Below are 24865 nucleotides of genomic sequence, written 5' to 3'. Positions count from 1 at the left end.
GCCTAGTGGAAGTCGCGGCTGTGCACGCTCAGCCCGCCCAAAAGCGGGCTGATGTCATCCAGGCGCCGGGCGATCAAGTGGCGGACTTCGCCTTGTCGCTCCAGGCGCCCGCTGACCTTGAGCAACTGTGAGCCAACCAGGGCCTGGCGTTGCCGTTCGGCAAGCTCGCGCCACACCACCACATTGACCAGCCCGAACTCGTCTTCCAAGGTGACGAAGGTCACCCCACTGGCGGTCTGCGGCCGCTGCCGGCCCACCACCAGGCCAGCCATGGCGAGCTGATCGCCATGCTCCAGGGCATCCAGCTCGGCGGCGCTGCGACAACCCAGCGCGCGCAGCCGTGGGCGCAGCAAGGCCAGTGGATGCGGCCCAAGGGTGGTGCCCAGCGCCTGGTAATCGGCGGCAACGTCCTCGCCAACACTCGGCGCCGGCAAGGCCACAGCAGGTTCGGCGGTGCTCCTGACCTCGGCGAACAGCGGCAACTGCGCCTGTACCGCGGCCACCGCCCAGCGCGCCTCATGCCGGTGCCGAGCCAGGCCGCGCAGAGCCCCGGCATCGGCCAGCCGGGCGCGGGCCCGCGCATCCAGTGCGCCGCGCAGGCAGAGGTCTTCGACATCCTGCCAGGGCCGCGCCGCGCGTGCCTGCACCAAGCGCTGGGCATCGGCTTCGATGAAGCCGCGTATTTGCCGCAGGCCCAGGCGAATGCTCAACTGCCCCTCGGCATCTGGCTCCAGCGTGCAATCCCACTGGCTGTGGGCGACATCCACCGGACGCACCTCGATGCCCTGGCGGCGCGCGTGCTGCAGCAACTGATCGGGGCTGTAGAAACCCATGGGCCAGCTGTTGACCAAGGCGCAGGTGAAGATCGCTGGTTCGTGGCACTTCAGCCAACTGCTGGCATAGCACAGCAAGGCGAAGCTGGCGGCGTGGGACTCGGGAAAGCCATAGCTGCCAAAGCCCTTGATCTGCTCGAACACGCGCTCGGCGAAGGCCACTTCATAGCCATTGCGCAGCATGCCGTCTAGCAGGCGCTTGCGGTGCGGCTCCAGGCCACCGTGGCGTTTCCAGGCGGCCATGCTGCGACGCAACTGGTCGGCTTCGCCTGGGCTGTAATCGGCGGCGACCATCGCCAGTTCCATCACCTGCTCTTGGAACAACGGCACGCCCAGGGTCCGCTCGAACACTGCCTTGAGCGCCGGTGACGGATAACTGATCGGTTCCTCGCCGAGCCGCCGGCGCAGGTACGGGTGCACCATGTCGCCCTGAATCGGCCCAGGGCGCACGATCGCCACTTCGATCACCAGGTCATAGAAGGTTTGCGGCTTGAGCCGCGGCAACATGGCCATCTGCGCTCGGGATTCGATCTGGAACACGCCCATGGTGTCGGCGCGGCTGATCATCGCGTAGGTGGCCGGGTCTTCACTGGGGATGGTCGCCAGGGTCAGCTGACGGCCACGGTGCAGGCGAATCAGGTCGAAGCAGCGGCGCAAGGCGCTGAGCATGCCCAGGGCCAGCACGTCGACCTTGAGCAGCCCGACCATGTCCAGGTCATCCTTGTCCCACTGAATCACCGTACGCTCGGCCATCGCCGCGTTTTCCACCGGCACCAGCTGGTGCAAGGGTTGTTCGCTGATGACGAAGCCGCCTGGGTGCTGCGATAGATGCCGGGGAAAACCGATCAGCTCGCCGGCCAGAATCAGAATGCGCTTGAGCCAGGGGCTCTCGGCGTCGAAGCCCGCCTCGGCCAGGCGCTGCGCATCGGGGATGTGATCGGTCCAGCGCCCGCAGCACTTGCCCAGCGCATCGACCTGATCGCCCGGCAGGCCGAGCACCCGGGCGATGTCGCGCACCGCGCCTGCGGCGTGATACGTGCTGACCACCGCAGTCAGCGCGGCGCGCTGGCGGCCATACCGACGAAACACGTACTGGATCACCTCTTCGCGGCGCTCGTGCTCGAAATCCACATCGATGTCGGGCGGCTCGTTACGCTCGCGCGACAAGAAACGTTCGAACAGCAGGCGGTGGGTCATCGGGTCGAGTTCGGTGATACCCAGCACATAGCACACCACCGAGTTGGCCGCCGAGCCACGCCCCTGGCAGAGAATGTGCTGGCTGCGGGCGAAGGCGACGATGTCGTGCACGGTTAGGAAGTAGCTTTCGTAAGCCAGTTCCTCGATCAGCGCCAGCTCACGCTCGAGGGCCTGGTGCACCTTGTCGCTTGGGCCGTGCGGCCAGCGCCTGGGCAAGCCCTCGGCACACAGGTGGCGCAGCCAACTGCTCGGCGTGTGCCCATGGGGCACCAGTTCACGGGGGTACTGGTAGCGCAGCTCGCCAAGATCGAACTGGCAGCGCCCTGCGATCGACAGCGTTTCGTTCAACCAGGCCGGGGGATACAGCTCGGCCAGTTGCGCCAGGCTGCGCAGGTGGCGCTCGCCATTGGCGAACAGCCGGGTGCCGGCGTCGAACACGCTGCAACCCAGGCCAATGGCGGTGAGGCAGTCTTGCAGGGCGCGGCGACCTCGCACGTGCATGTGCACATCGCCACAGGCGACCGGACGAATATTCAGTCGCTGTGCCAAACGCCCGGCCAGGGCCCGCTGCTGGTCATCGTCGGCGCCGCGGTGCAGGTGCACGCCCAGCCACAGGCGCTCACCGAACACCTCGCGCAGCCAGGCCCCCGCTTCCGGGTCGCCAGTGGCATCGGGCAGCCACAGCGCCAGCAAGCCCTCGACCTGACCAGGGAAGTCTTCGCGCAACGACAGGTACTGGCCTTTGCCGGCCCGGCGTCTGGCGCGGGTGATGAGCGCGCAGAGGTTCTGATAGCCGCAGAGGTTTTCCACCAGCAGGACCAGTTTGAGGCCGTCCAGCCCGGGGCCGTCCAGTTCGGGGCCCTGCAGCACACGCAGTTCGCTGCCGATGATCAGCTTCAGGCCGTGGTGCTTGGCCGCCTGCCAGGCCCGGACGATGCCGGCCAGGGTGCATTCATCGGTGATCGCCAGGGCCTGGTAGCCCTGTTGGGCAGCACGCTGCATCAGTTCGTCGCAGCTCGAGGCGCCGCGCTGGAAACTGAAGTTCGACAGGCAGTGCAGCTCGGCGTAAGGCGGCAGGTCATTCATGCGAACCAGCCTTGCAGCCACAGCTGGCCGGGCTGGGCGATGTCCTGGTAGGCCCAGCCGCGCAACCCTTCGCGGGTTTCGATGCGGAAATAGTCGCGGCGCACGTCGCTGCCATCCCACCAACCCGACTCGATGCGCTCGGGCTGACCGAGCACGGTGAAGGTGCTCGGCGCAAGCTTCTGCGGGTCAGCCAGCAACCAGCCCGGGCGTTGCCCGGCGAGTGGACCGAGGGCAAGGCCCTGGGCGGCCTCGGCACTGCGCCAGGCCTGCTCGGGGCGATGGTCGGAATGCACGCTCAGGCCATTGACCGCGGTATCGCCAAGGCGCGCGCGCAGGCGTTCGCGCAGTTGCTCCCAGGATTGCGCCTGGGCCGCGCGCGGGTCGAACAGGCCCTGGTGGCTGGGCACGAAACGCGGCAGGTCATCGACTTGCAGGCGCAGCTTGCGCACCGGTGCCGGAATGCGCAGCGCTTCCAGGCGACCGCGGGCCAGTTCGAACAGCAAGCCGGCATCGCGCTCGGCGCTCAGCAGGCCGACCTTGAGCAAGGTGCTTTGCCCTTGCGCGTGCTCCAGGTGCAGGTCAAGCCGCTGCACCCCGCAATCGCGGCCGAGCAGAAACACTGCCAGGTCAGCGATCAGCCGGCGCAATGGAAACAGCAGCGCCTCATGCGATTCGACATCGAAGTTCAGCTCCACGAAGGCATCGAAGCGCTGTGGCGGCTCATAGAAGGCCAAGGGCAGGCGGCGCAGCCCGAGCAGTTGATCCAGATGCAGTTGCACACTGGCAGGGAAGCGTCGGGCCAAGGCCTCGCGCGGCAACTCCAGCACCTGCTGCACACGGCGCAGGCCCATGCGGGCGAACGCTTCGGCCACTTCACCGGGCAAGCCACTGCGCTCGATCGGCAACTGTGCCAGCGCCGCGCGAGTCTGCTCGGGCGTGGTCACGGCCAGCCCGTCATGGGCGTTGGCGAGCATGCGCGCCGCCACTGGGTTGGCCGCCAGGACGATGCGCTGGCGCAAGCCAAAGCCCTGCAACTGTTCGCGCATGCGCGCCTGTACCTGCGCCCAGCTGCCGAACAGTTGCAGGCTTGAGCCCACTTCCAGCAACAGCGTGCGCGGATAATGCAGGCTGACCTGGGCGCTGTAGCCGTAGGCCCAGGCGGCGAGCATCTGCTCGACCTGCTCGATGCGCGCCGGATCAGCCTCGACGCAGTTGAAACCGTCGGCCAGGGCACGCGCGGCAGTCAGGCTCTGCCCGGCCCGCAGGCCCAGCGCTGCCGCGGCGCCATTGACCGCTTGCAGGACCCGCCGCTGCGTCGGGCCGCCGAGCAGCACCAGCGGCGTGTGCGGGTCGTCGCGGTCGCGCAGCACCGTGTCCAGTGCCAGTTGCGGCAGGACGATACAGGCCCAGAGCATCGGTCATCTGCCCTGCCGGGGACGGGCCAGCGGCGTGCTGGGCGCCTGCCCACCCCGGCACTTGAGCACCCGCCACTGCGCTGGGCGCGCATCGATGGCGATGCGCAGCGCCGCAGGCGACGGATTGCCCGCGGCCTGCAATGGCCGGCAGGCGATGCCCAGGGCGTTGCCGGTTTGCGCGGCCACCTGCAAGCGGCGCAGGGCACGGTCGTCGGCCTGGGCTGGCCAGCACAGTACCGCCGCGCAACTGCCCGACCGCAAACACTGCTCGGCAGCCCACAACACCTCTTGCGCCGAGGCGTCGATCACCGCCAGCCAGCGCAGGTCGACGCCTGCGGCAAGCCACGCCGGGGCATAGGGAATGAACGGCGGCGCGACCAGCACCACCCGTTGTCGCTCGCTGGTAAGCCGGGCCAGGGTTGGCCAGAGCAGGTGCAATTCCCCGCAGCCGGCGCTGGCCAGCAGCAGTTCACTGAGCGCCGCCACCGGCCAGCCGCCTTCAGGCAATTGCTGATCGAGCTGGGCGTGGCCGGTCGGTTGCAGCCCCTGGGGTCGAACCTGCGTCTGCCTACCGCGCCAGACCTGGCGTTGTTCGAGCAGACGCTCGAGATCGACCACCGCGCCCATCAGTCGCGCCTCACCAGACCGCAGAACACCCCTTCGATGACCAGTTCGCGGTCGGCGCCGACCTCGATCGGGGCATAGGCCGGGTTGCGCGGCATCAGCCGGTAGCCCTCGGCACTGCGCTGCAAGCGCTTGATGGTGACCTCGCCATCGAGGCGGGCGACGACGATCTGCCCGTCATGGGCTTCGCCCTGCTGACGGATGCCGACCAGGTCGCCATCGAGGATGCCGTCGCCGATCATCGAGTCGCCGCGCACCTTGAGCAGGTAGTCCGGGGTGCGGCGGAACAGGCTCGGGTCGATCAGCAGTTGCTCGTGGATGTCCAGATCAGGGCCGATCGGCGCACCGGCGGCGACCCGACCGAGCACCGGCAGCTCCAGCAATTCGGGACGCCGCAGGGCATTGGCCAGGCGGATGCCGCGGGCCTGATTGGGCGTGACATCGATATAACCCGCCTCGCTCAAGGCGCTGACGTGCTTGCGCGCGACACTGCGCGAGGCGAAACCGAAGCGCGTGGCGATATCGGCCAGGCTTGGCGGCTGGTTGTGGTCGGCGATGCGCTCGCGAATGAACTCGAGGATCGCCCGGCGTTTGGGGGTCAAGGTATCCATGGAGCACATTTGTACTCTTTTCCGTACTCGCTGAATAGCCCTGTTCATCGGCCAAGGTGGGTATCATGGCGCGCTTAGCGATCATTCCCCTGGAGCCTGCATGCCCTGCGCGTTGTTGTTCGACCTCGACGGAACCCTCACCGACACTGACACCCTGCACCTGCAAGCCTTCCGTGAGTTGCTGCACGAACACGATGGCCGGCAACTGAGCCAGGCCGAGTTCGACGCCAAGGTCAGTGGCCGAGCCAATACCGAGCTGTTCGCAGATTTGTTCCCCGCCTTGAGTGCTGGCCAGCGCCAGGCCCTGGCAGAGCGCAAGGAAGCCTTGTTCCGCGAGCGGACGCCGCAGTTGCAGCCCATGCCGGGGCTGCTGCGCGTACTGGAACATGCTCGCAGCCAGCACATGGGGCTGTGCGTGGTGACCAACGCGCCGCGGCTGAACGCCGAGCACATGCTCAGTGCCATGGGCCTGGGTGATGCTTTCGAGCATGTGCTGGTGGCCGAAGAACTGGCCCGCGCCAAACCCGACCCACTGCCCTACCTCACCGGCCTGCAGCGCCTGGGAGCACAGGCCGAACAGGCGCTGGCCTTCGAAGACTCCCTGCCCGGCGTCGCCGCCGCCAGTGCGGCGGGCATCTACACAGTTGCGCTTGCCACCACCCAGACCCCGCAACGGCTGCGCGAAGCCGGGGCGCAACTGGTGATCGATGATTTCACCGATGAGCGCTTGTGGGCGTTGCTGTAGGGGCTTGCCTCCGTTTGGCCCAGGAGGTGATCAATCGACGCGCTTTCGCGGCTCAAGACCGTGCTGCGTGGCAGCAGGCCCCGGCCCCTAGCCCAGCTTCAGCTCTTGCAACCGCGCCAGACTGTGCGCCAGCTCGGCGCGGCGGAACGGTTTGCGCAGCACTTCGAAGCCGTGCAGTTCGGCGGGGCTGAGGTTGGCGTAGCCGGTGATGATCAGCACCGGCAGGTCGGCCATGCGCTGGCGCAACTGCTGCGCCAGCTCGGCGCCGGTGGTTTCTGCCATGACCTGATCGGTGACCAGCAGATCCAGCGCCAGGCCTTGATCGATCAGCTGCAGCGCCTGCGCGGCGCTCTGCGCTTCGGTGACCTGGTAGCCGAGGTCACGCAGCTGCAGCGCGGTGGCCTGGCGAACCATGTCTTCGTCGTCGACCAGCAGCACGTGGGCACTGCACAAGGCGGTCGGCGACAGTTGCACGTCACTCTCGCGGGGCAGCGTTGGCGCTTCACTTGCCGGCAGCCATAGGGTCGCCTCAGTGCCCTGGCGCAGCCGCGAGCGCACGGTAAAGCCACCGCCGGACTGCACCGCCAGGCCCTGCACCATCGGCAGCCCGAGGCCTGTGCCCTGGCCCACCGCCTTGGTTGAATAGAACGGCTCGAAGCAACGCGCCAGAACGCTTTCGTCCATGCCACAGCCGTTGTCTGCGACCTGCAGCCAGATCACCTGACCGGCGACGATGCCGGCGGGACGCGCGGTGCTTTCATCGGCTACACCTGCGCGAATCTGCACACGCCCACCCTCGGGCATCGCGTCGCGCGCGTTGACCACCAGATTGAGCAGCGCCAGTTCCAGTTGCCCCGGATCGATGACCACCCCAGGCAAGTCCGCGTCGACCGCGACCTGCACAGCGATGGTCGGGCCCAGCGAGCGGGCGATCAGTTCGCGCATGTCATCGATCAGCTCGGCCAGGCTCACCACCTGCGGCTTGAGGGTCTGCCGGCGAGCGAAGGTGAGCAGCCGACCGACCAGGGTGCGGGCCCGATCGGCCGCCTGCAGGGCGCTGTTGACCAGGCGCTGCGAACGGTCATCCGGCAGCCGCCGCTGCACCAGCTCCATCGAGGCGATGATCGGCGTGAGCATGTTGTTGAAGTCGTGGGCGATGCCGCCAGTGAGCTGGCCGATCATTTCCATCTTGCGCGCTTCATGCAGCTGCACCAGCGACGCTTCACGCTGGGCCAGCACGCTGGCCACGCGCTGCTCGAGGCTGGCGTTGAGGGCGACCAGGCTGGCCTCGGCGCGGGCATGGGTGATGGCCGACCAGGCCAGCTTGGCGGTTTCCTCGATCAGCAGGCATTCATCTTCGAGAAACGCATGTGGGGTATGGAAGTGCACCGCCAGGGTGACTTCCAGACCACTGCCACCGGCCACGGGCAGCAACAGGCTTGCGCAGAGATCGGCCTGCTCGCCGGCGGCGAAATCACCGAGTATCCGCTCGCCTGCGCTGAGCCGTTCGTGCAGCCGCTCGCCGAAGCGGGCGTAGGCGTGCTGGCCGGCCATCGACGGCGCGCCGTCGAGCCACTGGTGCTCGATGACGAACTGCCTGGCATCGCCCAGGTCCTGGGCGAAGAACACCCGCGAGGCGCCCAGGTACTCACCCAGTCGACTGACCGCCAGCGCCTCGATCTGCGCCGCATCGCGCAGCGCCGGCAGGGTCCGGCCGAGCTCCAGCAAAAACGCCTGACGGCGCTCGAACTGCACCCGCTCGGTGGTTTCGGTGACGATGCACAAAATACCGCCGACGCTGCCATCGGCCTCACGCACTGGCGAATAGGACACATCGAACCAGGCCGTCTCACCCAGGCCGCGCCGTTCTATATAGAAAGGCCGGTCGTGGGCCGAGAAGGTCTCGCCGGTCTCGCGCACACCGCGCAGCAGCGGCTCGAGGTCGTCCCACAGCTCGCTCCAGTTTTCTTGAGCAGGGCGTCCGAGGGCCTTGGGATGCTTGGCGCCGATGGTCGGGGCGTAGGCATCGTTGTACAAGGCGATGTACTCCGGCCCCCAGAACAGCACGATCTGCGCCTTGGCTGGCAGAATCGTGGCCATCACTGTCTGCAAACTGGCAGACCACTGATCGGGAGCGCTCAGCGGCGAGTTCGACCAGTCGAGTGTCTGAAGCAAGGTTGCAACTGTCCCGCCCTCACGCAAGAAGCCAGGGGAATCAGCTTTGCGGCGCTCTACGGCGCCGTCGGGTAAAGAAGTCATCTCATACAGACCATCGTGTTCAGCAGGCCTGGGTGGCCGAGTCTGACTCTTATGAGAGCAATCGGCGGCAGTCGTTCCACAGGAATGTTCAACCGTTGGCAGAAGGTTGCCAGGCAATGGGTCAATACCAACGGTGTAATGCCATGGGGTTATTCATATGAACGCTCAAGTCAGCTCAGCTTGACGTTTACGTAAGGCTGGCAGTAGCGTGGCGGCTACGCCGTGCAGCCCTTCCCTGCGAGCCTGACCATGAGCCACCCGACCTACAGCATTTCCGACCTTTCCCGCGAGCTGGACATCACCACCCGCGCCATCCGCTTCTACGAGGAACAGGGCTTGATCAGCCCCGAGCGGCGTGGTCTTGAGCGCATCTACAGCGCCCGCGACAAAGTCACCTTGAAGCTGATTCTGCGCGGCAAGCGCATTGGTTTCTCGCTCGCCGAGTGCCGCGACCTGATCAGCCTGTACGACCCAAGCGGCGGTAACACCCGCCAGTTGCACAGCATGCTGGCGAAAATTGCCGAGCGGCGCGCGCAACTCGAACAGCAGATGCTCGACATCCAGCAGATGCACCTTGAGCTGGACACCGCCCAGGAACGCTGCGAGCAGGCCTTGGCCAGCGCCAGCGATGCCCCCTCTTCCATTGCTTGATGCCCAAGGAACCACGCCATGTCACTGCCGCGCTCTGTGCAACTGGTGGAAGTCGGGCCGCGCGACGGCTTGCAGAACGAAGCCCAGCCGATCAGCGTGGCCGACAAGGTACGCCTGGTCGATGACCTCGCCGCCGCCGGCCTGAGCTACATCGAGGTGGGCAGCTTCGTCTCGCCCAAGTGGGTACCGCAGATGGCCGGCTCTGCCGAGGTGTTCGCCGGGCTGACGCCGCGCCCGGGGGTGACCTATGCCGCACTGGCGCCAAACCTGCGTGGGCTGGAAGACGCCCTGGCCGCCGGCGTGCGTGAAGTGGCGGTGTTCGCCTCCGCCAGCGAGGCGTTTTCCCAGCGCAACATCAACTGCTCGATCCAGCAGAGCCTGCAACGCTTCGAACCGATCATGGCGCGCGCCCAAGCCGAGGGTGTACGGGTGCGCGGGTATGTCTCGTGCGTGCTCGGTTGCCCCTACCAGGGTGAGGTGCGTGCCGAAGAAGTGGCGCCGGTGGCCGAGGCGCTGATGGCCATGGGGTGTTACCAGGTGTCGCTGGGTGACACGTTGGGCACCGGCACCGCCGGCGCCACTCGACGCCTGTTCGAGGTGGTCGGTGCCCGGGTGCCGCGCTCACAACTGGCCGGGCATTTCCACGACACCTATGGCCAGGCCGTAGCCAATGTGTATGCCAGCTTGCTGGAGGGTATCGGGGTATTCGACAGCTCGGTGGCCGGGCTCGGCGGCTGCCCGTATGCCAAGGGCGCCACCGGCAACGTGGCCACCGAAGACCTCGTGTACCTGTTGCAGGGCCTGGGGGTGGAAACCGGTATCGACCTCGACCTGCTGATAGCCGCCGGGCACCGCATCAGCGCGGTGCTCGGTCGCGTCAGCGGTTCACGGGTCGCGCGGGCGCGCACCGGCGGCTGAAAAGGTGCACCGCGTGCACCGATGTGTTTCGGGAAGTGTTACCCCACCCCAATTTCCAGCGAAAAATCGGGTAACAGGGAAACAAATCGACAGAATTCACCGAGGCAAAATGTCGCACGCAAACCATAACCTGTTGATTTTAAAGGATTCTTAAAAGTTGGCACGCCACCTGCTATGTATTCCTGCATAACAAGAACAACAAATGCCTCACCCAATAAAAACAACAGATAACGGTTCTGACATAACAAGAACAACACGGCAGAAGCGTAGCAAGCAGATCTTTTTGAAGTAGAAGGGTTTTCCCGGGGTCACAGCCCCGCAGCCTGGCACAGAACAACAAAACTACCCTCAGGTAGCGGCAGCCACGGTTGGATCAGCAATGATGAATGCCCGTCAGCGCTCAAAAAAATACGTTTGCTCTTGTGCCCCGGATGGGGGCCACCGCTCCACCCGGACACGCCAACAAAAACAACAATCGGCGCGTCACGAACAATAAAAAGAGCAGGCAATCGACTTTGAGGGGAGCTTAGGCTCCCCTCAGTGCTTGGTGCCTTCTTCCTTTTTCTTTTCCTCATGCTCCCCGCCCATCCGCTCGACCAGCGCCGGCATGCTGCTCAGCACCAGCAGCGCCAGCAGCGTACTGATCAACGCCGTGGCTTCGCGCCCCATCCCCGCCGCCGTACCGATCGCCGCCGTCATCCATAGCCCTGCAGCCGTGGTCAGTCCTTTGACGTGACTGGGATCGCTGCCATTGCCCTTGAGGATGGTGCCCGCACCGAGAAAGCCGATACCGGCGACGATGCCCTGAATCACCCGGCTCAAGGCCTGCTCGTCGGCACCGGCCATGCTCGGCGCCAGGACGAACAACGCAGCCCCCAGCGACACCAGCATGTGCGTGCGCACCCCGGCCGACTTGCCGCGGTGCTCGCGCTCGAAACCCAGTACGGCACCGAGCACCGCGGCCATCAGCAGGCGCACCAGAATACGCGCCACTTCCTGCGCATCGGTGATGTCGGCGAACTCGTCCGTCACCGCTGCCCAGACCTTTTCCAGCCAGTCATCCATCGAAGCGTCTCCAGCCTGCTGATAGAGCATGGACCCTGCACCTCAAGCCGAGTGCCATCGGCGCCGTTCAGCGCGTCGATGCAGCAACCGCCGCCACCGCGCAGTCTCACGCCTGTCAGCCAAACCGAAAGGAGTTCGCCATGCCTGTCCAGATCGATGCAACCACCCATCGCTGCACCCTGATCGGCGCCGAGCGCACGCTCGAGGCCGAGGGTGCGCAGATCGAGATCATCACCGACGAGCAACTGCGCATGTCGGTCGCGCTGCTGGATGATCTGCGCGTGCCGATCACCGAGGCCGAAGCCGATGCGCTGACCGTGGCCGGTGCGCGCGACAGCCGCAAGCACCTCAAGGCCAGCGTTCAAGGTTCGGTCATCTGAACCTGGCCAATGCCACTGATACGGTGTTATTCGCAATTACTGAGCCTGTGCTGAAAACAGCTCGACAGCCATAGTGGCAGGCGGTTGAATCAACCGCCCCGTCCACTTGATCTGCCCGCCGAGCCGCCATGAAACGCTACGAACGCTTTGCCGATGACATCGCTGAACTGATCCGCAGTGGCGTGCTGGGCCCAGGACAGCGGATTCCTTCCGTGCGCTATGCCAGCCAGACCCACGGGGTCAGCCCTTCGACGGTGTTCCAGGCCTACTACCTGCTCGAGCGCCGCGGCCTGATCCGCGCCCGCGCGCGCTCCGGGTACTTCGTCAACAGCCACGTGCCGCACACGTTCGTCGAGCCGCAGGCACTGGCGCCGGTCAGTGAGTCGACCGAAGTGGATGTCAGCGGCCTGGTGTTTTCCATTCTCGACTCGATCAAGGACCCGTCCACCGTGCCGTTCGGCTCGGCGTTCCCAAGCCCCAGTCTGTTCCCTTTGCAGCGCCTGGCGCGCTCGCTGGCCAGTGCCACGCGCAGCATGGACCCGCAGGTGGTGGTCAGCGACCTGTCACCGGGCAACCCGCAACTGCGCCGGCAGATCGCCCTGCGCTACATGGTCGGCGGGTTGATGTTGCCCATGGAGGAACTGCTGATCACCAACGGCGCCCTGGAAGCGCTCAACCTGTGCCTGCAAGCGGTGACCGAGCCCGGTGACCTGGTAGCCATCGAAGCCCCGGCCTTCTATGCCTGCCTGCAAGTGCTCGAACGCCTCAAGCTCAAGGCCGTGGAAATTCCGGTGCAGCCGCGCCAGGGCATGGACCTGGAGGTGTTGGCGCAGACCCTCGACAAGCACCCGATCAAGGCCGTGTGGTGCATGACCAACTTCCAGAACCCGGTGGGCGCAAGCATGCCCGAGACCAGCAAGCAGGCGCTGGTCGAGCTGTTGCGCCAGCACCAGGTGCCGCTGATCGAAGACGACGTCTACGCCGAGCTGTACTACGCCCAGCAGGCGCCAAAACCGGCCAAGGCCTTCGACACCGAGGGCCTGGTGATGCACTGCGGGTCGTTCGCCAAGAGCCTGGCGCCGGGGTATCGGGTGGGCTGGGTCGCCGCCGGGCGCTACGCGCAGAAGATCGAACGGCTCAAACTGATGACCTCGCTGTGCGCCTCGATGCCGGCCCAGGCGGCGATCGCCGACTACTTGCAGCACGGCGGTTATGACCGTCACCTGCGCAAACTGCGCTACGCCCTGGAGGGGCAGCAGGCCAACATGCTGGCCGCGATTGCCCGCTATTTCCCGGTGCAAACCCGGGTCAGCCAGCCTTCGGGCGGGTATTTTCTGTGGCTGGAGTTACCCGAGCAGGTCGATGCGCTGAAACTGTTCCAGATGGCGCTGGCCCAGGGCATCAGCATCGCGCCAGGGCCGATCTTCTCGCCGACCCAGCGCTTCGGCCACTGCATTCGCCTGAACTACGGCAGCCCCTGGACCGAGACCACGGAAAAAGCCATGGAGACCCTGGGCAAGATCATCCGTTCGTTCCTTTGAACGAGGCTGCGCTCAGCGCCCGCCGCCCACATCCAGCAGGCTGCCGGTGCAGTACGAGGCGTTGTCCGAGGCCAGCCAGAGGATCGCCTGCGCCACTTCCTCGGCCTCACCACCGCGGCCCATGGGCACGCCAGCCTGCAGTTTGCTGACCCGCTGGCCATCGCCGCTGAGCTGGTGAAAGCCGGTATTGATCAGGCCCGGGCGCACGGCATTGACCCGCACGCCCTCGCCTGCCAGCTCTTTGCTCAGGCCAATGGTGAAGGTGTCCAGCGCACCTTTGGAGGCGGCGTAGTCGACGTACTCGCCGGGCGAGCCGAGCCGCGCCGCCAGCGACGACACATTGACGATGCTGCCGCCCTCGCCGCCATGACGCTGCGACATGCGCAACAGCGCCTGGCGAGCGCAGAGCATCGGCCCGACCACGTTGATCTTCATCATGCGCAGCAGGCGTGCTTGATCCATGCCTTCCAGGCGGCTTTGCAGGTCAGTGGTGCCGGCGTTGTTGACCAGTACGTCGAGGCGGCCGAAGCGCTGGTCGAGCTGGGCGAACAACTGCGCGACCTGCTGCTCGTCGCTGGCATCGGCGCGCACCGTGATGGCCTCGGCGCCCAGTTCGCACACGGCCGCGAGCACCTGCTCGGCGGCCTGTTGGTCGGCATGGTAGTTCAGGCACAAGCGGTAGCCCTCGCGGGCCGCCAACAGCGCCGTGGCAGCGCCGATGCCACGGGTGGCACCGGTGATGAGCATGACCTTGTTCATGTCGATCTCCTGATCTGATGACACCAACACCCTAGACCACCACGCGCCGCCGCGGCCCTGCAACTGCTCAATGCCCGCCCGACCCCGGCGCTGGCTTGGCCGAGAACGGCGGCTTGGCGAACCACACCAGCAGAATCAGCCCGGCGAAGATCCACGTCATCAAGGTGAAGTAGTCCACCGTCGACAGCATGTAGGCCTGGGCGTTGACCATCTGCTCGAGCTGCGCGTAGCTCTGCAGGTTGGCCCCGCCCATCTGCTCGAGGGTGTGCCGGGTCACCGGGTCGTAGGTGCTGATGTGCTCGGTGAGGTAGGCGTGGTGCTGGTCGGCGCGGCGAATCCAGATCCAGGTGGTCAATGAAGCGGCAAAGCTGCCGCCCAAGGTGCGCAGGAAGGTCGCCAGCCCCGAACCATCGGCGATCTGCTGGGGCGGCAGGTCGGACAGCAGGATGCTCAAGGTCGGCATGAAGAACAGCGCCACGCCAATGCCCATGAACAACTGCACCAAGGCCACGTGCTGGAAGTCGACGTCACTGTTGAAACCGGCGCGCATGTAGCAACTGGCGCCGATCGCCAGAAACGCCAGGCCGGCGAGAATACGCAAGTCGAAGCGGTGCGCGTACTTGCCCACGAACGGCGACATCAGCACCGGCAGCAGGCCGATCGGCGCCACCGCAAGGCCGGCCCAGGTCGGGGTGTAGTGCATCTGCGTCTGCAACCACTGCGGCAGGATCAGGTTGATACCGAAGAACCCGGCATAACCGCCGACCAGCACGATGGTGCCGACGCGAAAGTTGCGGTAGGCGAACAGACGCAGGTTGACCACCGGGTGGCGGTCGGTCAGCTCCCAGATCACGAAGATCACCAGGAACACCAGGGAAATCAGGCTGCCGCCAATGATGAAGGGCGATTCGAACCAGTCCAGGTCGTTGCCCTTGTCGAGCACCACCTGCAACGCGCCGACGCCGACGATCAGCGTCAGCAGGCCGACATAGTCCATCGGCTGGCGGCTGGTGTGCACCGGACGTGCGCGCATCTGCTGGCGCACCACGGCGGCGGCGAACAGGCCGATCGGAATGTTGATGAAGAAGATCCACGGCCAGCTGTAGCTGTCGGTGATCCAGCCACCGAGAATCGGCCCGGCAATCGGCGCCACCACCGTGACCATCGCCAGCAGGGCCAGGGCCATGCCGCGCTTGGCCGGCGGATAGACGGCGATCAGCAAGGTCTGGGTCATCGGGTACAGCGGCCCTGCCACCACCCCTTGCAGCACGCGAAAGCCCACCAGCTCCGGCATCGACTGGGCGATACCGCACAGAAACGAGGCCAGCACGAACAGCAAGGTGGCCCAGATGAACAGCTTCACCTCACCGAAGCGGCGGCTCAGCCAGCCGGTCAGCGGCAAGGCGATGGCGTTGCTCACCGCGAACGAGGTGATGACCCAGGTGCCCTGCTCGTAGCTGACCCCCAGGTTGCCGGAAATGGTCGGCAGCGCGACGTTGGCGATGGTGGTGTCGAGCACCTGCATGAAGGTCGCCAGCGACAGGCCAATGGTGGTCAGCAGCAGGCTCGGCGGGGTGAACTGCGCAGGGGCCGCGTTGCTCATCGTGTGGCCGTCTTGCCGGAGGCGCTGTTGTCGCGGATCAGCTGGCTGATCATCGCATCGGCCTCACCCAGTTGCTGGTCGTAGACCTGGGTGGTGTAGGTGGCCTGCTGCGGCGGTTGCTGGGCCAGAATCGCGCCGCTCTGATCATGCAAATCGACTTCGACCACGGTGGACAGACCGATGCGCAGCGGGTGGTCCTTGAGCTGCTGGCCGTCGAGGCGGATGCGAACCGGCACGCGCTGGACGATCTTGATCCAGTTGCCGGTGGCATTCTGCGCCGGCAGCAAGGCGAAGGCGCTGCCGGTGCCGGCCCCGAGGCTTTCGACGCTGCCGCGGTACTGGACGTCGCTGCCGTAGACATCGGCAGTCACCTGCACCGGCTGCCCGATGCGCATGTCGCGCAACTGAGTTTCCTTGAAGTTGGCGTCGATCCACACCTCATCCAGGGGAATCACCGCCATGGTCGCGGTGCCCGGTTGCAGACGCTGGCCCAGTTGCACGCTGCGCTTGGCGACGTAGCCGGTGACCGGCGCCACCAGGGTGGTGCGGGCATGATCGAGGTAGGCCTGGCGCAGCTCGGCAGCGGCGGCCATGACTTCCGGGTGCGAGGCGACCTGGGTGTCATCGACCAGTGCAGTGCTGGTGTTGAGTTGCTGGCGGGCGCTGTCCAGCGCGCTCTGCGCCGAGGTCAGGTCGTCGCGGGCGTGGGACAGCTCTTCGGCCGAAATCGCACCGTCCTGGGCCAGCAGCTTGCGCCGATTGAAGTTGTCCTGGGCGGTTTTCAGTGCCGCCTGGCGCGATTGCGCCTGCGCCTTGAGGGCATCGACGTTGCTGTACAGCCCGCGCACTTCGCGCACGGTTCTGGCCAGCTTGGCCTGGCTGGCCTGCAACGCCACCTGGGTGTCGGAGGGGTCGAAGCGCAGCAGCACCTGGCCTGCGTGCACCAGGTCGCCATCGTCGGCGCCGATGCTGATGACGGTGCCGGTCACCAGCGGGGTGATTTCCACCACGTTGCCGTTGACGTAGGCATCGTCGGTGCTTTCTGCCCAGCGACCGACCATCTCGTACCAGGCCCAGGCGCCGGCGGCGCCGAGGATCACCAGCAACAACAGGCCGAACAGCCACAGCTTGCGCTTGCGTGGATTGCCGGTATCAGCGGCGGGAGCCTGCTCGGCCGGGGCGGCGGGGGCGTTGGCATCAGAGGATGTGGCCATGGCGGTACCTTGGAAAAAAGACGTGGGATTCAACGCTCGCCGAAGCGGCGGACGATCAACGGGTCACCGGCGCTGAGCAGCACCTTGGCCAACAGGCCTTCGAGGGTCTTGAGCTCATCGGCCTGGAGTACACCGACCAGCTCATTCATGGCTTTGGCGCCCACCTCCGGCAGGCGGTCGGCCAGGCGCTGGCCATCGGCGGTCAGCGCCAGACGCACCTGGCGGCGGTCTTCGGGGCAGCGCTGGCGCTGGATCAGCGCTTTTTGTTCGAGGCGATCGAGCATGCGCGTCATCGACCCGCTGTCCACGCCCAGGTAGCGACACAGCTCGGCCGGGGTGTCGACCTGATACAGGGTGACGATGATCAACACCTTGAACTGCGCAGCGGTGACGCCCTCGCTCTCAAGGTGCGAGTCGAGGATGCGATCCTTGAGGATCGCCGCCCGCCCCAGCAGCATGCCTATGGCGCAATGGGGGAAGTTGTCGGGGGTGAAATGAGGCATCGCACACCGCGCTGAAGGAAGTGTGTGCAAATGTTACTGCTTAGGCAGTGAATGTCAAAGCTTTTGTTAGCTTGCTAAGCAAGCAGCTTGCCGCTTGAAGCTTCAAGCGGCAAGCAAGCTGCTTTTCAGGCCTGGGTGCTGAGCATGCTGCCGGCAGTGCTGCCGCCTGCGCTGTTCAGTGCTTCGAGCAGTTGGGTAGTGGCGGTCATCAGTGCGGCGCTTATTGAGGCGATGCTGGTCTGCTTGCCCGCCAGCGCCGCCTGCTTGCTACTGGGGTCCATAGGCTGAACCTGGATCTGCGCCAGTTGTTTCTGCTCTTCGGCCAGGCGCTTTTGCAAGTCCTTGATCAGCTCCTTCAACTGCTTGACGGTTTCCGGCTCGCCGCTGTCTTCGGCCGCGGCGGCTGCCTGGGCTTGCTCGGGCGTGGCCATGGCCTTGCCGCTCAGGCGCACGCTGGTGGGCGCCTCGTTGGACGGGGTGGATTCGCTTGCCTCGGCAGGCGCCGACAGCGGGCTGCTGACGCTGGGCGTCACGATCGTTGAGAAGTTGACCATCGGGGTTGCCTCGAACTGTGCCTTTGCCGAGCTTATCGGCCGCCGAAAGCCAGGCTTTAGCCGGGCAGCACCGGCCCGACGCGGGTGGCCTGGCGCTAAATTCCCCGGTAACTGGCTCGTTCCCTTGGAAGTATCCGTGCCGACGCCGCCGCTGGGCCGCCGCGCCTCCCCCCTTCTTCGATGGACACCCGTCATGAGCCAGACCTCATCCTCAGAAACACCCAAAGATCTGATCGGCGTGGGTTTCGGCCCTTCCAATCTGGCCCTGGCCATCGCCCTGGAAGAACTCGCCCAGACCCACGGGCATGCGCTCGATGCGCTGTTCATCGACAAACAGCATGACTACCGCTGGCACGGCGAAACCCTGGCCAGCCAGAGCGAATTGCAGATTTCCTTTCTCAAGGACCTGGTGTCACTGCGCAACCCCACCAGCCCCTACAGCTTCGTCAATTACCTGCACCAGAAGCAGCGCCTGGCCGACTTCATCAACCTCGGCACCTTCTACCCCTGCCGCCTGGAGTACAACGACTACCTGCGCTGGGCTGCCGATCATTTCGCCACCCAGGCGCAGTACGGCGAGCAGGTGCTGCGCATCGAGCCTGAGTTGCATCAGGGCCGTATCGAGCACCTGCGCGTGGTATCGCACAACAGCGAAGGCCGCGAGCAGGTGCGGCGCACCCGCGCCGTGGTGGTCGGCAGCGGCGGCACGCCGAAAGTGCCGGCGATCTTTCGCGGCTTCAAGGAAGATCCACGGGTCTTCCACCATTCGCAGTACCTGAGCAGCATCGCCCGCCTGCCCTGCAGCGAAGGCAAACCGATGCGCATTGCGGTGATCGGCTCCGGGCAAAGCGCCGCCGAAGCGTTCATCGACCTCAATGACAGCTACCCTTCGGTGAAGGTCGACATGATCCTGCGCGCCGCCAGCCTCAAGCCGGCCGACGACAGCCCGTTCGTCAACGAAATCTTCGCCCCCGACTACACCGACCTGGTGTTCAACCAGCCTGCCGCCGAACGCGGCAAGCTGATCGAGCAGTTCCACAACACCAACTATTCGGTGGTCGACCTGAATCTGCTCGAGCGCATCTACGGCATTCTCTATCGGCAGAAGGTCGCCCATCAGTTCCGCCACAACGTGCTCTGCCGCCGGCAGATCGAAGCGGTGGTCGCCAGCCAGGACGGCATCGAGCTGACCATCGCCGACCTCGCCACCGGCCAGCAGCAGACCCATCGCTACGATGCCGTGATTCTGGCCACCGGCTATGCGCGCAGCTCGCACCGTGAACTGCTGGCACCGCTGGCCGAGTACCTGGAAGACTTCACCGTCGATCGCAACTACCGCGCGGTGGCCCGCCCGCCGTTGCAGGCGGCGGTGTACCTGCAAGGCTTCTGCGAAAGCAGCCATGGCCTGAGCGACACCTTGCTTTCGGTGCTTCCGGCGCGGGCGGCCGAGATCGGCCAGGCGCTGTTCCAGGACCTGGGCCGGCACCTGGAGCGGCGCAGCCCGGCGGTCGCCTTGAGCAGCGTCTAGACGTCGATAGCCCCAGGCAGCAAGCCCTCTGGCACCGGCATGACGCGGCCCCGCGCATGCCGGCGCGCGGCGTTTGAAACATTTGCTTTCATTTTACTGTGCGGGATTTTCATTCTCATTCGTCCTTACTAGTGCGGCCCATTGGTTGGGCATTTGCTCGACCCCACTTTTAGAAGACTGACTGATGGCTCAATCCCCCAAGAAATCAAAGTCCAGGCTGTGGTTCCTGGTCCATAGCTGGCTGGCCCTGCCCATCTGGTTCTTCGTGCTGATCGTCTGTTTCACCGGCATGCTCGCGGTGGTCAGCCAGGAGATCGTCTGGCTCGCCAACCCCGACGTGCGTGCGAGCAAACCGGATGCCGACGCCACCGCGCTGAGTTTCCAGCAGGTCATCGATGTGATGCACAAGAACCGCCCGGAGCTTGCGATCAACTCGATGAACCAACCGGACGGCTCGCACTTCGCCCTCAATGTCGGCGTCACCCTGCCTGACGGCGCGCGTACCAACTATTACGTCAACCCCTACACCGGAGTGATCCAGGGCAAGACCCCGGAATTCAACTTCGAGGCCTTTACCCGCGCCCTGCACGGGTGGTGGCTGGTGCCGTTCACCAACGGCTACAGCTGGGGCTGGTATTTAGTGTCCTTGCTCGGCCTGCCGATGCTGGCCTCGCTGGTGACCGGGCTGGTGGTCTACAAGAAGTTCTGGAAGGGCTTCTTCAAGCCGGTGCGCACCGGTCACGGCCCGCGCATCTTCTGGGGTGACCTGCACCGCCTGGCCGGGGTCTGGTCGATCTGGTTCGTGGCGGTGATTTCCATCACCGGCATCTGGTTCCTGATCCAGGCGATCCTGGCCGACAACCACATCACCATTTCCAGCCAGCCGATCGTGCCGGTGATCGCCCGCGATCAGGTGCCGCAAATGCCCGACGGCAGCGCCACATCGCGCATCGGCCTGGACGAAGCCGTGCGCATCGCCCAGGAGGCGATTCCGGGCCTGGACGTCAGCTTCATCACCCTGCCGGCTACCGCCTACAGCCACATCAGCATGGATGGCCGAGGCTGGTACCCCCTGATGTACCAGGGCGCGTCGATCAACCCCTACACCCGCGCCGTGGACAGCCAGTTCCTGCTCTCCGACCGCACCGCGCTGGAATTCGTCACCGAATCCATGCGGCCGTTGCACACCGGTGACTTCGGCGGCCTGCCGATCAAGCTGATCTGGTTCTTCTTCGGCCTGCTGCTGACCTTGATGGTGCTCAGCGGCCTGCTGATCTGGACCAAACGCACCGCCCAGGCCACGGCCGCTGCGCTCAAGCGCAGCGAGCGCCCGGCGCGCGTCGCCGCAACCCGTGCCGAGACCACCCTGGAGGTGCAGCCATGAGCCGAGTCCAGACCGTACCGCACAGCCCCGCCAGGCAATGGTGGCTGAAATGGCGCTTCCACCTGAACATCCTGCTGATTCTGGTGCCGCTGGGCTTCATGCCCAAGTACTTCGCCGACATGCGCCTGTTCCGCGGTGAAGACGGCCTCGGCCAGCACGTGCAAGCCGACATTCCGGTCGGACGCTGGAGCGTGAGCCTGGCCGAAATGCGCGACGAGCCTCCCCTGGCCGATGGCCCGGCCGGTTACTTCAAGACCTTCAACGCCGCGCTGTGCGCCACCTGCGATGAAGGGGTCAAGGCCATTTACCTGCGCGTCGGCAAACCGCGCAGCCTGCGCGCCGCTGGCAGCATCCTGTTCGGCTCGCAATACCGCATGGCCACGTCACTGCCCATCCCGCAACGTACCCGCCCCGACGCGCTGCTGTGGATCACCATCGAAGGCTGGGACGGCAACATGTATCAGGCGTCGGTGCCGCTGGCCGACGCTTCCCCCGCGACCGCCGCGTGGCTCGCCAAACAAGGAGACAAACGATGAAACCGCTGCTGCGCAGGCTCGCCCTGCCCCTGCTGCTGGCTGCCGCGACCCCGGCGCTGGCGCACAACCCGATGTGCGAATGCGATGAAACCACTGCCGGCGAGATCACCTGCAAGGGTGGTTTTTCCGACGGCAGCGGCGCCGCCGGGGTGACCCTCGATGTCATCGGCTACGACGAGCAAGTGCTGGTCGGCGGCAAGCTGGGCGACGACTCGAAGCTGACCTTCAAGCGCCCTGACGGTGAGTTCTATGTGCTGTTCGACGCAGGCCCCGGGCATGTCGTCGAAGTCGACCATGCCGACATAGGCGCGCCATGAGCCGCGCCCAGGTCATTCGCCCGGCCGGCGCCGGGCACGAAACCCTCTACGTGCTGCTGGCCGCAATGCTGATCGTGCTGCTCGCCGCCGCGGTGGTCAGCCTGCGCGGTGAGCGCGACGATGAAGTGACCCTGGCCAGCCACGAGATCGACGCCCGCCGCGACCTGACCCCGGCTGAACAGGGGCTGCACAGCGATTTGCAGGTTGCCGCCGACGAGATCGTTCTGCTGCGCGAGGATGGCGCAGCGCAGGTCGAGGTCGCCACCCTGGCCGAAGAAGGCCTGCCGCCATTCGTCGACGATGCCAGCAGCCAGAGCCGTGGCCGCCATCAGTGGCAGCGTCTGTCGGGCGATGCCTATTTCGGTCGCAGCCAGGCGCCAGCGGTAGCAGGCAACCTGCTGCTGATCGTGCCGGGCCGCGCAGGCGCCAGCGCCGACCTGTGGCTCAACCGCAGCGAGGCGCTCGCAGCGCCCGCCGACCTCAGCCAGGAGGCGCTGGTCGCCAGCGGCTGGCGTCATGTCGTCAGCCACTTCGATGCCGGCGTCACCCGCCAGCACCGTCACTGAACCCAAGGACTTGCCCATGCTCCGCTCCACCCTGGCGCGCCGCGCCCTCGCTGTGCTGATCACCTGCGCGTTGCCCGTGCTGGCCCTGGCCGATGCCGGCAAGCCGCTGCGCATCGGCATCACCCTGCACCCCTACTACAGCTACGTGAGCAATATCGTCGGCGACAAGGCCGAGGTGGTGCCGCTGATTCCAGCCGGCTTCAACCCCCACGCCTACGAGCCGCGCGCCGAGGACATCAAGCGCATCGGTACGCTGGATGTGATCGTGCTCAACGGCGTCGGCCATGACGATTTCGCCGACCGCATGATCGCCGCCAGCGAAAAGCCCGACGTGCCGACCATCGAGGCCAACCGCAACGTGCCGCTGCTGGCCGCCACCGGTATCGCCGCGCGTGGCGCGGGCAAGGTGGTCAACCCGCACACCTTCCTGTCGATCAGCACCACCATCGCCCAGGTCAACAACATCGCCCGCGACCTGGGCAAGCTCGACCCGGACAACGCCAGGTTCTACACGCAGAACGCCCGCGCCTACGCCAAGCGCCTGCGCGCCTTGCGCGCCGAAGCCTTGGCCAAGGTCACCCAAGCCCCCGACGCCACCTTCCGCGTCGCCACCATCCACGCCGCCTACGACTACCTGGTGCGCGACTTCGGCCTGGAAGTGACCGCCGTGGTGGAACCGGCCCATGGCATCGAGCCGAGCCCTGCGCAGCTGAAAAAGACCATCGACCAGCTCAAGGCGCTGGACGTGAAGGTGATCTTCTCGGAAATGGACTTCCCCTCTGCCTACGTCGAGACCATCCAGCGTGAGTCGGGTGTGCGTCTGTACCCGCTGACGCACATTTCCTACGGCGAATACACCAAGGACAAATACGAAGTCGAAATGAAGCGCAACCTCGACACGGTGGTCCGCGCCATCCAGGAGAACCGCACATGACCGCCGCGGCCAAACTCGCCTCGGCCGGCGGCCCTCGCATCGACTTTGCCGGCATCGACCTGACCCTGGGCCGCACACGCATCCTCGAACAGGTGCAATTCAGCGTCGCCGCCGGCAGCGTGCATGCCATCGTCGGCCCCAACGGCGGCGGCAAGAGTTCGCTGATCAAGACCCTGCTCGGGCAAATGCCGCATCAGGGGCAACTGACGGTGCACTGGCCGAGCGCGGCCGAGGTGATCGGCTACGTGCCGCAGGCGCTGGAATTCGACCGCGGCCTGCCGATGACCGTCGACGACTTCATGGCCGCCATGTGCCAGCGCCGCCCGGCCTTCCTCGGCCTGTCGCGGCGCGTACGCGGCGCCATCGACCAGGCCCTGGCCCAGGTCGGCATGCTCGATAAACGCAAGCGGCGCATGGGCGCGCTGTCGGGCGGCGAGCGCCAGCGCGTGCTGCTGGCCCAGGGCCTGATTCCGCCGCCGCAGTTGCTGGTGCTCGACGAGCCGATGTCGGCGCTCGACGAAGCCGGCATTCAAGTCTTCGAGCAACTGCTGCACGCCTGGCGCGCTGCCGGCACCACGGTGCTGTGGATCGAGCACGACCTGCAGGCGGTGCTGCGCCTTGCAGACCGCGTTACGGGCCTCAGTCGCCAGGTGCTGTTCGATGCGCCACCGGCCGAAGCGCTGACCCCGGAGCGGCTGCTCAGCCTGTTTTCCGTTCACCCGCGCAGCGAGGGCGTTGCCTGATGAGTTACGACCTGTTCCGGCAGATGATCCAAGACTGGGCCAACGCCGGTTATCTGCCCGAAGCACTGGCCTATGGCTTCGTGGTCAACGCGCTGTTGGCCGGCCTGATGATCGGCCCGGTGCTCGGCGGCCTGGGCACCCTGGTGGTGGTCAAGCGCTTTGCCTTCTTCTCCGAGGCGGTGGGCCACGCCGCGCTGACCGCGGTGGCCATCGGCATCCTGCTCGGTGAACCGTACACCGGCCCCTATGGCAGCCTGTTCGGCTACTGCCTGCTGTTCGGCATTCTGCTCAACTTCCTGCGCAACCGCACCGGGCTGTCGCCGGACACACTGATCGGCGTGTTCCTCTCGGTGTCCCTGGCCCTGGGCGCCAGCCTGCTGCTGATGCTGGCGGGCAAGATCAACGTGCACATTCTGGAAAACGTGCTGTTCGGCTCGGTGCTGACCGTCAGCGCCGAGGATTTGCTGGTGCTGGGCATCGTTGCGCTGCTGGTGGTGGCCCTGGCCGTGCCGCTGTACAACCGCATCATGCTGGCCAGCTTCAACCCACAACTGGCGGCCGTGCGCGGCGTGGCTGTGAAGACCCTCGACTACCTGTTCGTGGTGCTGGTGACGCTGGTCACGGTGGCTGCGGTGAAGGTCATCGGCGCGATCCTGGTCGGCGCCCTGCTGGTGATTCCGGCGGCGGCCGCGCGGCTGGTCAGCCAGTCGCTCAAGGGCTTCTTCTTCGCCTCGGTGATCATCGCCACCCTCAGCACCCTGCTCGGCATCCTCCTGCCGATCGTGCTCGACCTGCCGGTGCCCTCCGGCGCCGCCATCATCCTCGTGGCCGGACTGTGCTTCGCCCTGGCAGCGCTGGCCCGCGCCCTCGTTCCCCGCCTGCAAGGAAACCCGGCATGA

Annotated in this window: 24 protein-coding genes and 1 pseudogene; 13 read left to right on the top strand and 12 right to left on the bottom strand. The window is 65.9% G+C overall.

The window, feature by feature from the left end; all coding sequences use genetic code 11:
• Window positions 1-2: 2 nt before the first annotated feature.
• The 4 genes from H618_RS0105380 to lexA are packed head-to-tail and all read right to left on the bottom strand — an operon-like array spanning window position 3 to window position 5775.
• Window positions 3-3137, bottom strand: coding sequence for an error-prone DNA polymerase (locus tag H618_RS0105380; protein WP_211232352.1), 3135 nt, complete (start codon window positions 3135-3137; stop codon window positions 3-5).
• The gene (locus tag H618_RS0105375) at window positions 3113-4531 is read right to left on the bottom strand and encodes a Y-family DNA polymerase (protein ID WP_028694098.1); all 1419 of its coding nucleotides are present in this window, start codon (window positions 4529-4531) and stop codon (window positions 3113-3115) included. The genes H618_RS0105380 and H618_RS0105375 overlap by 25 nt, the downstream gene beginning before the upstream one ends.
• A gap of 3 nt (window positions 4532-4534) precedes the next feature.
• Window positions 4535-5158: a translesion DNA synthesis-associated protein ImuA gene (gene imuA, locus H618_RS0105370; RefSeq protein ID WP_028694097.1), complete on the bottom strand. Its 624-nt coding sequence runs from the start codon at window positions 5156-5158 to the stop codon at window positions 4535-4537.
• On the bottom strand, window positions 5158-5775 hold the full coding sequence (gene lexA / locus H618_RS0105365) for a transcriptional repressor LexA (RefSeq protein ID WP_028694096.1): 618 nt from the start codon (window positions 5773-5775) through the stop codon (window positions 5158-5160). Before lexA ends, imuA begins: the two co-directional genes overlap by 1 nt.
• A gap of 91 nt (window positions 5776-5866) precedes the next feature.
• On the opposite strand from lexA, the gene H618_RS0105360 reads away from it, so the two are divergent.
• A complete protein-coding gene (locus tag H618_RS0105360) occupies window positions 5867-6511 on the top strand; it encodes an HAD family hydrolase (protein ID WP_028694095.1) in 645 nt (214 codons plus the stop codon).
• A gap of 87 nt (window positions 6512-6598) precedes the next feature.
• Here H618_RS0105360 and H618_RS0105355 read toward each other — a convergent pair whose 3' ends face one another.
• The gene (locus H618_RS0105355; protein ID WP_425414166.1) at window positions 6599-8611 is read right to left on the bottom strand and encodes an ATP-binding protein; all 2013 of its coding nucleotides are present in this window, start codon (window positions 8609-8611) and stop codon (window positions 6599-6601) included.
• 408 nt (window positions 8612-9019) lie between these two features.
• On the opposite strand from H618_RS0105355, the gene H618_RS0105350 reads away from it, so the two are divergent.
• Together H618_RS0105350 and H618_RS0105345 are read left to right on the top strand one after the other, a co-directional pair.
• Window positions 9020-9421 carry a MerR family transcriptional regulator gene (locus H618_RS0105350; RefSeq protein ID WP_028694093.1) on the top strand — a complete coding sequence of 134 codons (402 nt, stop codon included), beginning with the start codon at window positions 9020-9022 and terminating at the stop codon, window positions 9419-9421.
• 18 nt (window positions 9422-9439) lie between these two features.
• Entirely contained in the window at window positions 9440-10339 is a 900-nt protein-coding gene (locus tag H618_RS0105345) for a hydroxymethylglutaryl-CoA lyase (protein WP_028694092.1), read from the top strand.
• Window positions 10340-10546: 207 nt separating this feature from the next.
• Here H618_RS0105345 and H618_RS23405 read toward each other — a convergent pair.
• Window positions 10547-10815 (bottom strand): annotated as a pseudogene (locus tag H618_RS23405) (hypothetical protein).
• Between the two features lie 61 nt (window positions 10816-10876).
• Entirely contained in the window at window positions 10877-11404 is a 528-nt protein-coding gene (locus tag H618_RS0105340; protein ID WP_425414172.1) for an MgtC/SapB family protein, read from the bottom strand.
• A gap of 140 nt (window positions 11405-11544) precedes the next feature.
• Here H618_RS0105340 and H618_RS0105335 point away from each other — a divergent pair, with 140 nt between their 5' ends.
• Window positions 11545-11784, top strand: coding sequence for a DUF3203 family protein (locus H618_RS0105335; protein WP_028694090.1), 240 nt, complete (start codon window positions 11545-11547; stop codon window positions 11782-11784).
• A 128-nt stretch (window positions 11785-11912) separates the two neighbouring features.
• Entirely contained in the window at window positions 11913-13325 is a 1413-nt protein-coding gene (gene mapR, locus H618_RS0105330) for a GntR family transcriptional regulator MpaR (protein WP_028694089.1), read from the top strand.
• A 12-nt stretch (window positions 13326-13337) separates the two neighbouring features.
• Here mapR and H618_RS0105325 read toward each other — a convergent pair whose 3' ends face one another.
• The 5 genes from H618_RS0105325 to H618_RS0105305 form a co-directional block, all read right to left on the bottom strand.
• On the bottom strand, window positions 13338-14084 hold the full coding sequence (locus tag H618_RS0105325) for a glucose 1-dehydrogenase (protein WP_028694088.1): 747 nt from the start codon (window positions 14082-14084) through the stop codon (window positions 13338-13340).
• Window positions 14085-14151: 67 nt separating this feature from the next.
• Window positions 14152-15687, bottom strand: a complete 1536-nt coding sequence (locus tag H618_RS0105320) for a DHA2 family efflux MFS transporter permease subunit (protein WP_028694087.1) — start codon at window positions 15685-15687, stop codon at window positions 14152-14154.
• Window positions 15684-16901: an HlyD/EmrA/EmrK family protein gene (locus tag H618_RS0105315; RefSeq protein ID WP_028694086.1), complete on the bottom strand. Its 1218-nt coding sequence runs from the start codon at window positions 16899-16901 to the stop codon at window positions 15684-15686. The genes H618_RS0105320 and H618_RS0105315 overlap by 4 nt, the downstream gene beginning before the upstream one ends.
• A 29-nt stretch (window positions 16902-16930) precedes the next feature.
• On the bottom strand, window positions 16931-17404 hold the full coding sequence (locus H618_RS0105310) for a MarR family winged helix-turn-helix transcriptional regulator (protein ID WP_028694085.1): 474 nt from the start codon (window positions 17402-17404) through the stop codon (window positions 16931-16933).
• A 125-nt stretch (window positions 17405-17529) separates the two neighbouring features.
• Entirely contained in the window at window positions 17530-17958 is a 429-nt protein-coding gene (locus H618_RS0105305; protein ID WP_028694084.1) for a hypothetical protein, read from the bottom strand.
• Between the two features lie 193 nt (window positions 17959-18151).
• On the opposite strand from H618_RS0105305, the gene H618_RS0105300 reads away from it, so the two are divergent.
• The 8 genes from H618_RS0105300 to H618_RS0105265 all read left to right on the top strand — a co-directional run bounded on the left by H618_RS0105300 (window position 18152) and on the right by H618_RS0105265 (window position 24865).
• Entirely contained in the window at window positions 18152-19486 is a 1335-nt protein-coding gene (locus H618_RS0105300; RefSeq protein WP_028694083.1) for a lysine N(6)-hydroxylase/L-ornithine N(5)-oxygenase family protein, read from the top strand.
• A gap of 184 nt (window positions 19487-19670) precedes the next feature.
• Window positions 19671-20870, top strand: a complete 1200-nt coding sequence (locus tag H618_RS0105295; RefSeq protein WP_028694082.1) for a PepSY-associated TM helix domain-containing protein — start codon at window positions 19671-19673, stop codon at window positions 20868-20870.
• The gene (locus tag H618_RS0105290) at window positions 20867-21406 is read left to right on the top strand and encodes a hypothetical protein (RefSeq protein WP_028694081.1); all 540 of its coding nucleotides are present in this window, start codon (window positions 20867-20869) and stop codon (window positions 21404-21406) included. The genes H618_RS0105295 and H618_RS0105290 overlap by 4 nt, the downstream gene beginning before the upstream one ends.
• Window positions 21403-21723 (top strand): hypothetical protein, encoded by a 321-nt coding sequence (locus H618_RS0105285; protein ID WP_028694080.1) that lies wholly within the window; start codon window positions 21403-21405, stop codon window positions 21721-21723. Before H618_RS0105290 ends, H618_RS0105285 begins: the two co-directional genes overlap by 4 nt.
• Window positions 21720-22289, top strand: coding sequence for a DUF6162 family protein (locus H618_RS0105280; RefSeq protein WP_028694079.1), 570 nt, complete (start codon window positions 21720-21722; stop codon window positions 22287-22289). Before H618_RS0105285 ends, H618_RS0105280 begins: the two co-directional genes overlap by 4 nt.
• A 16-nt stretch (window positions 22290-22305) precedes the next feature.
• Window positions 22306-23223 carry a metal ABC transporter substrate-binding protein gene (locus H618_RS0105275; RefSeq protein ID WP_081673714.1) on the top strand — a complete coding sequence of 306 codons (918 nt, stop codon included), beginning with the start codon at window positions 22306-22308 and terminating at the stop codon, window positions 23221-23223.
• The gene (locus H618_RS0105270; protein WP_028694077.1) at window positions 23220-23966 is read left to right on the top strand and encodes a metal ABC transporter ATP-binding protein; all 747 of its coding nucleotides are present in this window, start codon (window positions 23220-23222) and stop codon (window positions 23964-23966) included. The genes H618_RS0105275 and H618_RS0105270 overlap by 4 nt, the downstream gene beginning before the upstream one ends.
• Complete coding sequence (locus H618_RS0105265; RefSeq protein WP_028694076.1) at window positions 23966-24865, top strand: metal ABC transporter permease; 900 nt, start codon at window positions 23966-23968, stop codon at window positions 24863-24865. Before H618_RS0105270 ends, H618_RS0105265 begins: the two co-directional genes overlap by 1 nt.

Source organism: Pseudomonas cremoricolorata DSM 17059 = NBRC 16634, from assembly GCF_000425745.1.
GTDB classification, from domain to species: domain Bacteria; phylum Pseudomonadota; class Gammaproteobacteria; order Pseudomonadales; family Pseudomonadaceae; genus Aquipseudomonas; species Aquipseudomonas cremoricolorata.
Note: the sequence above shows the minus strand (reverse complement) of the source record. Positions and strands in the feature narration are given on the sequence as shown.

Coding starts and splice junctions, on each gene's coding strand:
- H618_RS0105345 (WP_028694092.1), top strand. CDS start 9,440: ATGTCACTGCCGCGCTCTGTGCAACTGGTGGAAGTCGGGCCGCGCGAC.
- H618_RS0105315 (WP_028694086.1), bottom strand. CDS start 16,901: ATGGCCACATCCTCTGATGCCAACGCCCCCGCCGCCCCGGCCGAGCAG.
- H618_RS0105300 (WP_028694083.1), top strand. CDS start 18,152: ATGAGCCAGACCTCATCCTCAGAAACACCCAAAGATCTGATCGGCGTG.
- mapR (WP_028694089.1), top strand. CDS start 11,913: ATGAAACGCTACGAACGCTTTGCCGATGACATCGCTGAACTGATCCGC.
- H618_RS0105320 (WP_028694087.1), bottom strand. CDS start 15,687: ATGAGCAACGCGGCCCCTGCGCAGTTCACCCCGCCGAGCCTGCTGCTG.
- H618_RS0105335 (WP_028694090.1), top strand. CDS start 11,545: ATGCCTGTCCAGATCGATGCAACCACCCATCGCTGCACCCTGATCGGC.
- H618_RS0105310 (WP_028694085.1), bottom strand. CDS start 17,404: ATGCCTCATTTCACCCCCGACAACTTCCCCCATTGCGCCATAGGCATG.
- H618_RS0105290 (WP_028694081.1), top strand. CDS start 20,867: ATGAGCCGAGTCCAGACCGTACCGCACAGCCCCGCCAGGCAATGGTGG.
- H618_RS0105270 (WP_028694077.1), top strand. CDS start 23,220: ATGACCGCCGCGGCCAAACTCGCCTCGGCCGGCGGCCCTCGCATCGAC.
- H618_RS0105340 (WP_425414172.1), bottom strand. CDS start 11,404: ATGGATGACTGGCTGGAAAAGGTCTGGGCAGCGGTGACGGACGAGTTC.
- H618_RS0105275 (WP_081673714.1), top strand. CDS start 22,306: ATGCTCCGCTCCACCCTGGCGCGCCGCGCCCTCGCTGTGCTGATCACC.
- H618_RS0105295 (WP_028694082.1), top strand. CDS start 19,671: ATGGCTCAATCCCCCAAGAAATCAAAGTCCAGGCTGTGGTTCCTGGTC.
- H618_RS0105325 (WP_028694088.1), bottom strand. CDS start 14,084: ATGAACAAGGTCATGCTCATCACCGGTGCCACCCGTGGCATCGGCGCT.
- H618_RS0105280 (WP_028694079.1), top strand. CDS start 21,720: ATGAGCCGCGCCCAGGTCATTCGCCCGGCCGGCGCCGGGCACGAAACC.
- lexA (WP_028694096.1), bottom strand. CDS start 5,775: ATGTGCTCCATGGATACCTTGACCCCCAAACGCCGGGCGATCCTCGAG.
- H618_RS0105350 (WP_028694093.1), top strand. CDS start 9,020: ATGAGCCACCCGACCTACAGCATTTCCGACCTTTCCCGCGAGCTGGAC.
- H618_RS0105360 (WP_028694095.1), top strand. CDS start 5,867: ATGCCCTGCGCGTTGTTGTTCGACCTCGACGGAACCCTCACCGACACT.
- H618_RS0105265 (WP_028694076.1), top strand. CDS start 23,966: ATGAGTTACGACCTGTTCCGGCAGATGATCCAAGACTGGGCCAACGCC.
- imuA (WP_028694097.1), bottom strand. CDS start 5,158: ATGGGCGCGGTGGTCGATCTCGAGCGTCTGCTCGAACAACGCCAGGTC.
- H618_RS0105355 (WP_425414166.1), bottom strand. CDS start 8,611: ATGGCCACGATTCTGCCAGCCAAGGCGCAGATCGTGCTGTTCTGGGGG.
- H618_RS0105285 (WP_028694080.1), top strand. CDS start 21,403: ATGAAACCGCTGCTGCGCAGGCTCGCCCTGCCCCTGCTGCTGGCTGCC.
- H618_RS0105375 (WP_028694098.1), bottom strand. CDS start 4,531: ATGCTCTGGGCCTGTATCGTCCTGCCGCAACTGGCACTGGACACGGTG.
- H618_RS0105305 (WP_028694084.1), bottom strand. CDS start 17,958: ATGGTCAACTTCTCAACGATCGTGACGCCCAGCGTCAGCAGCCCGCTG.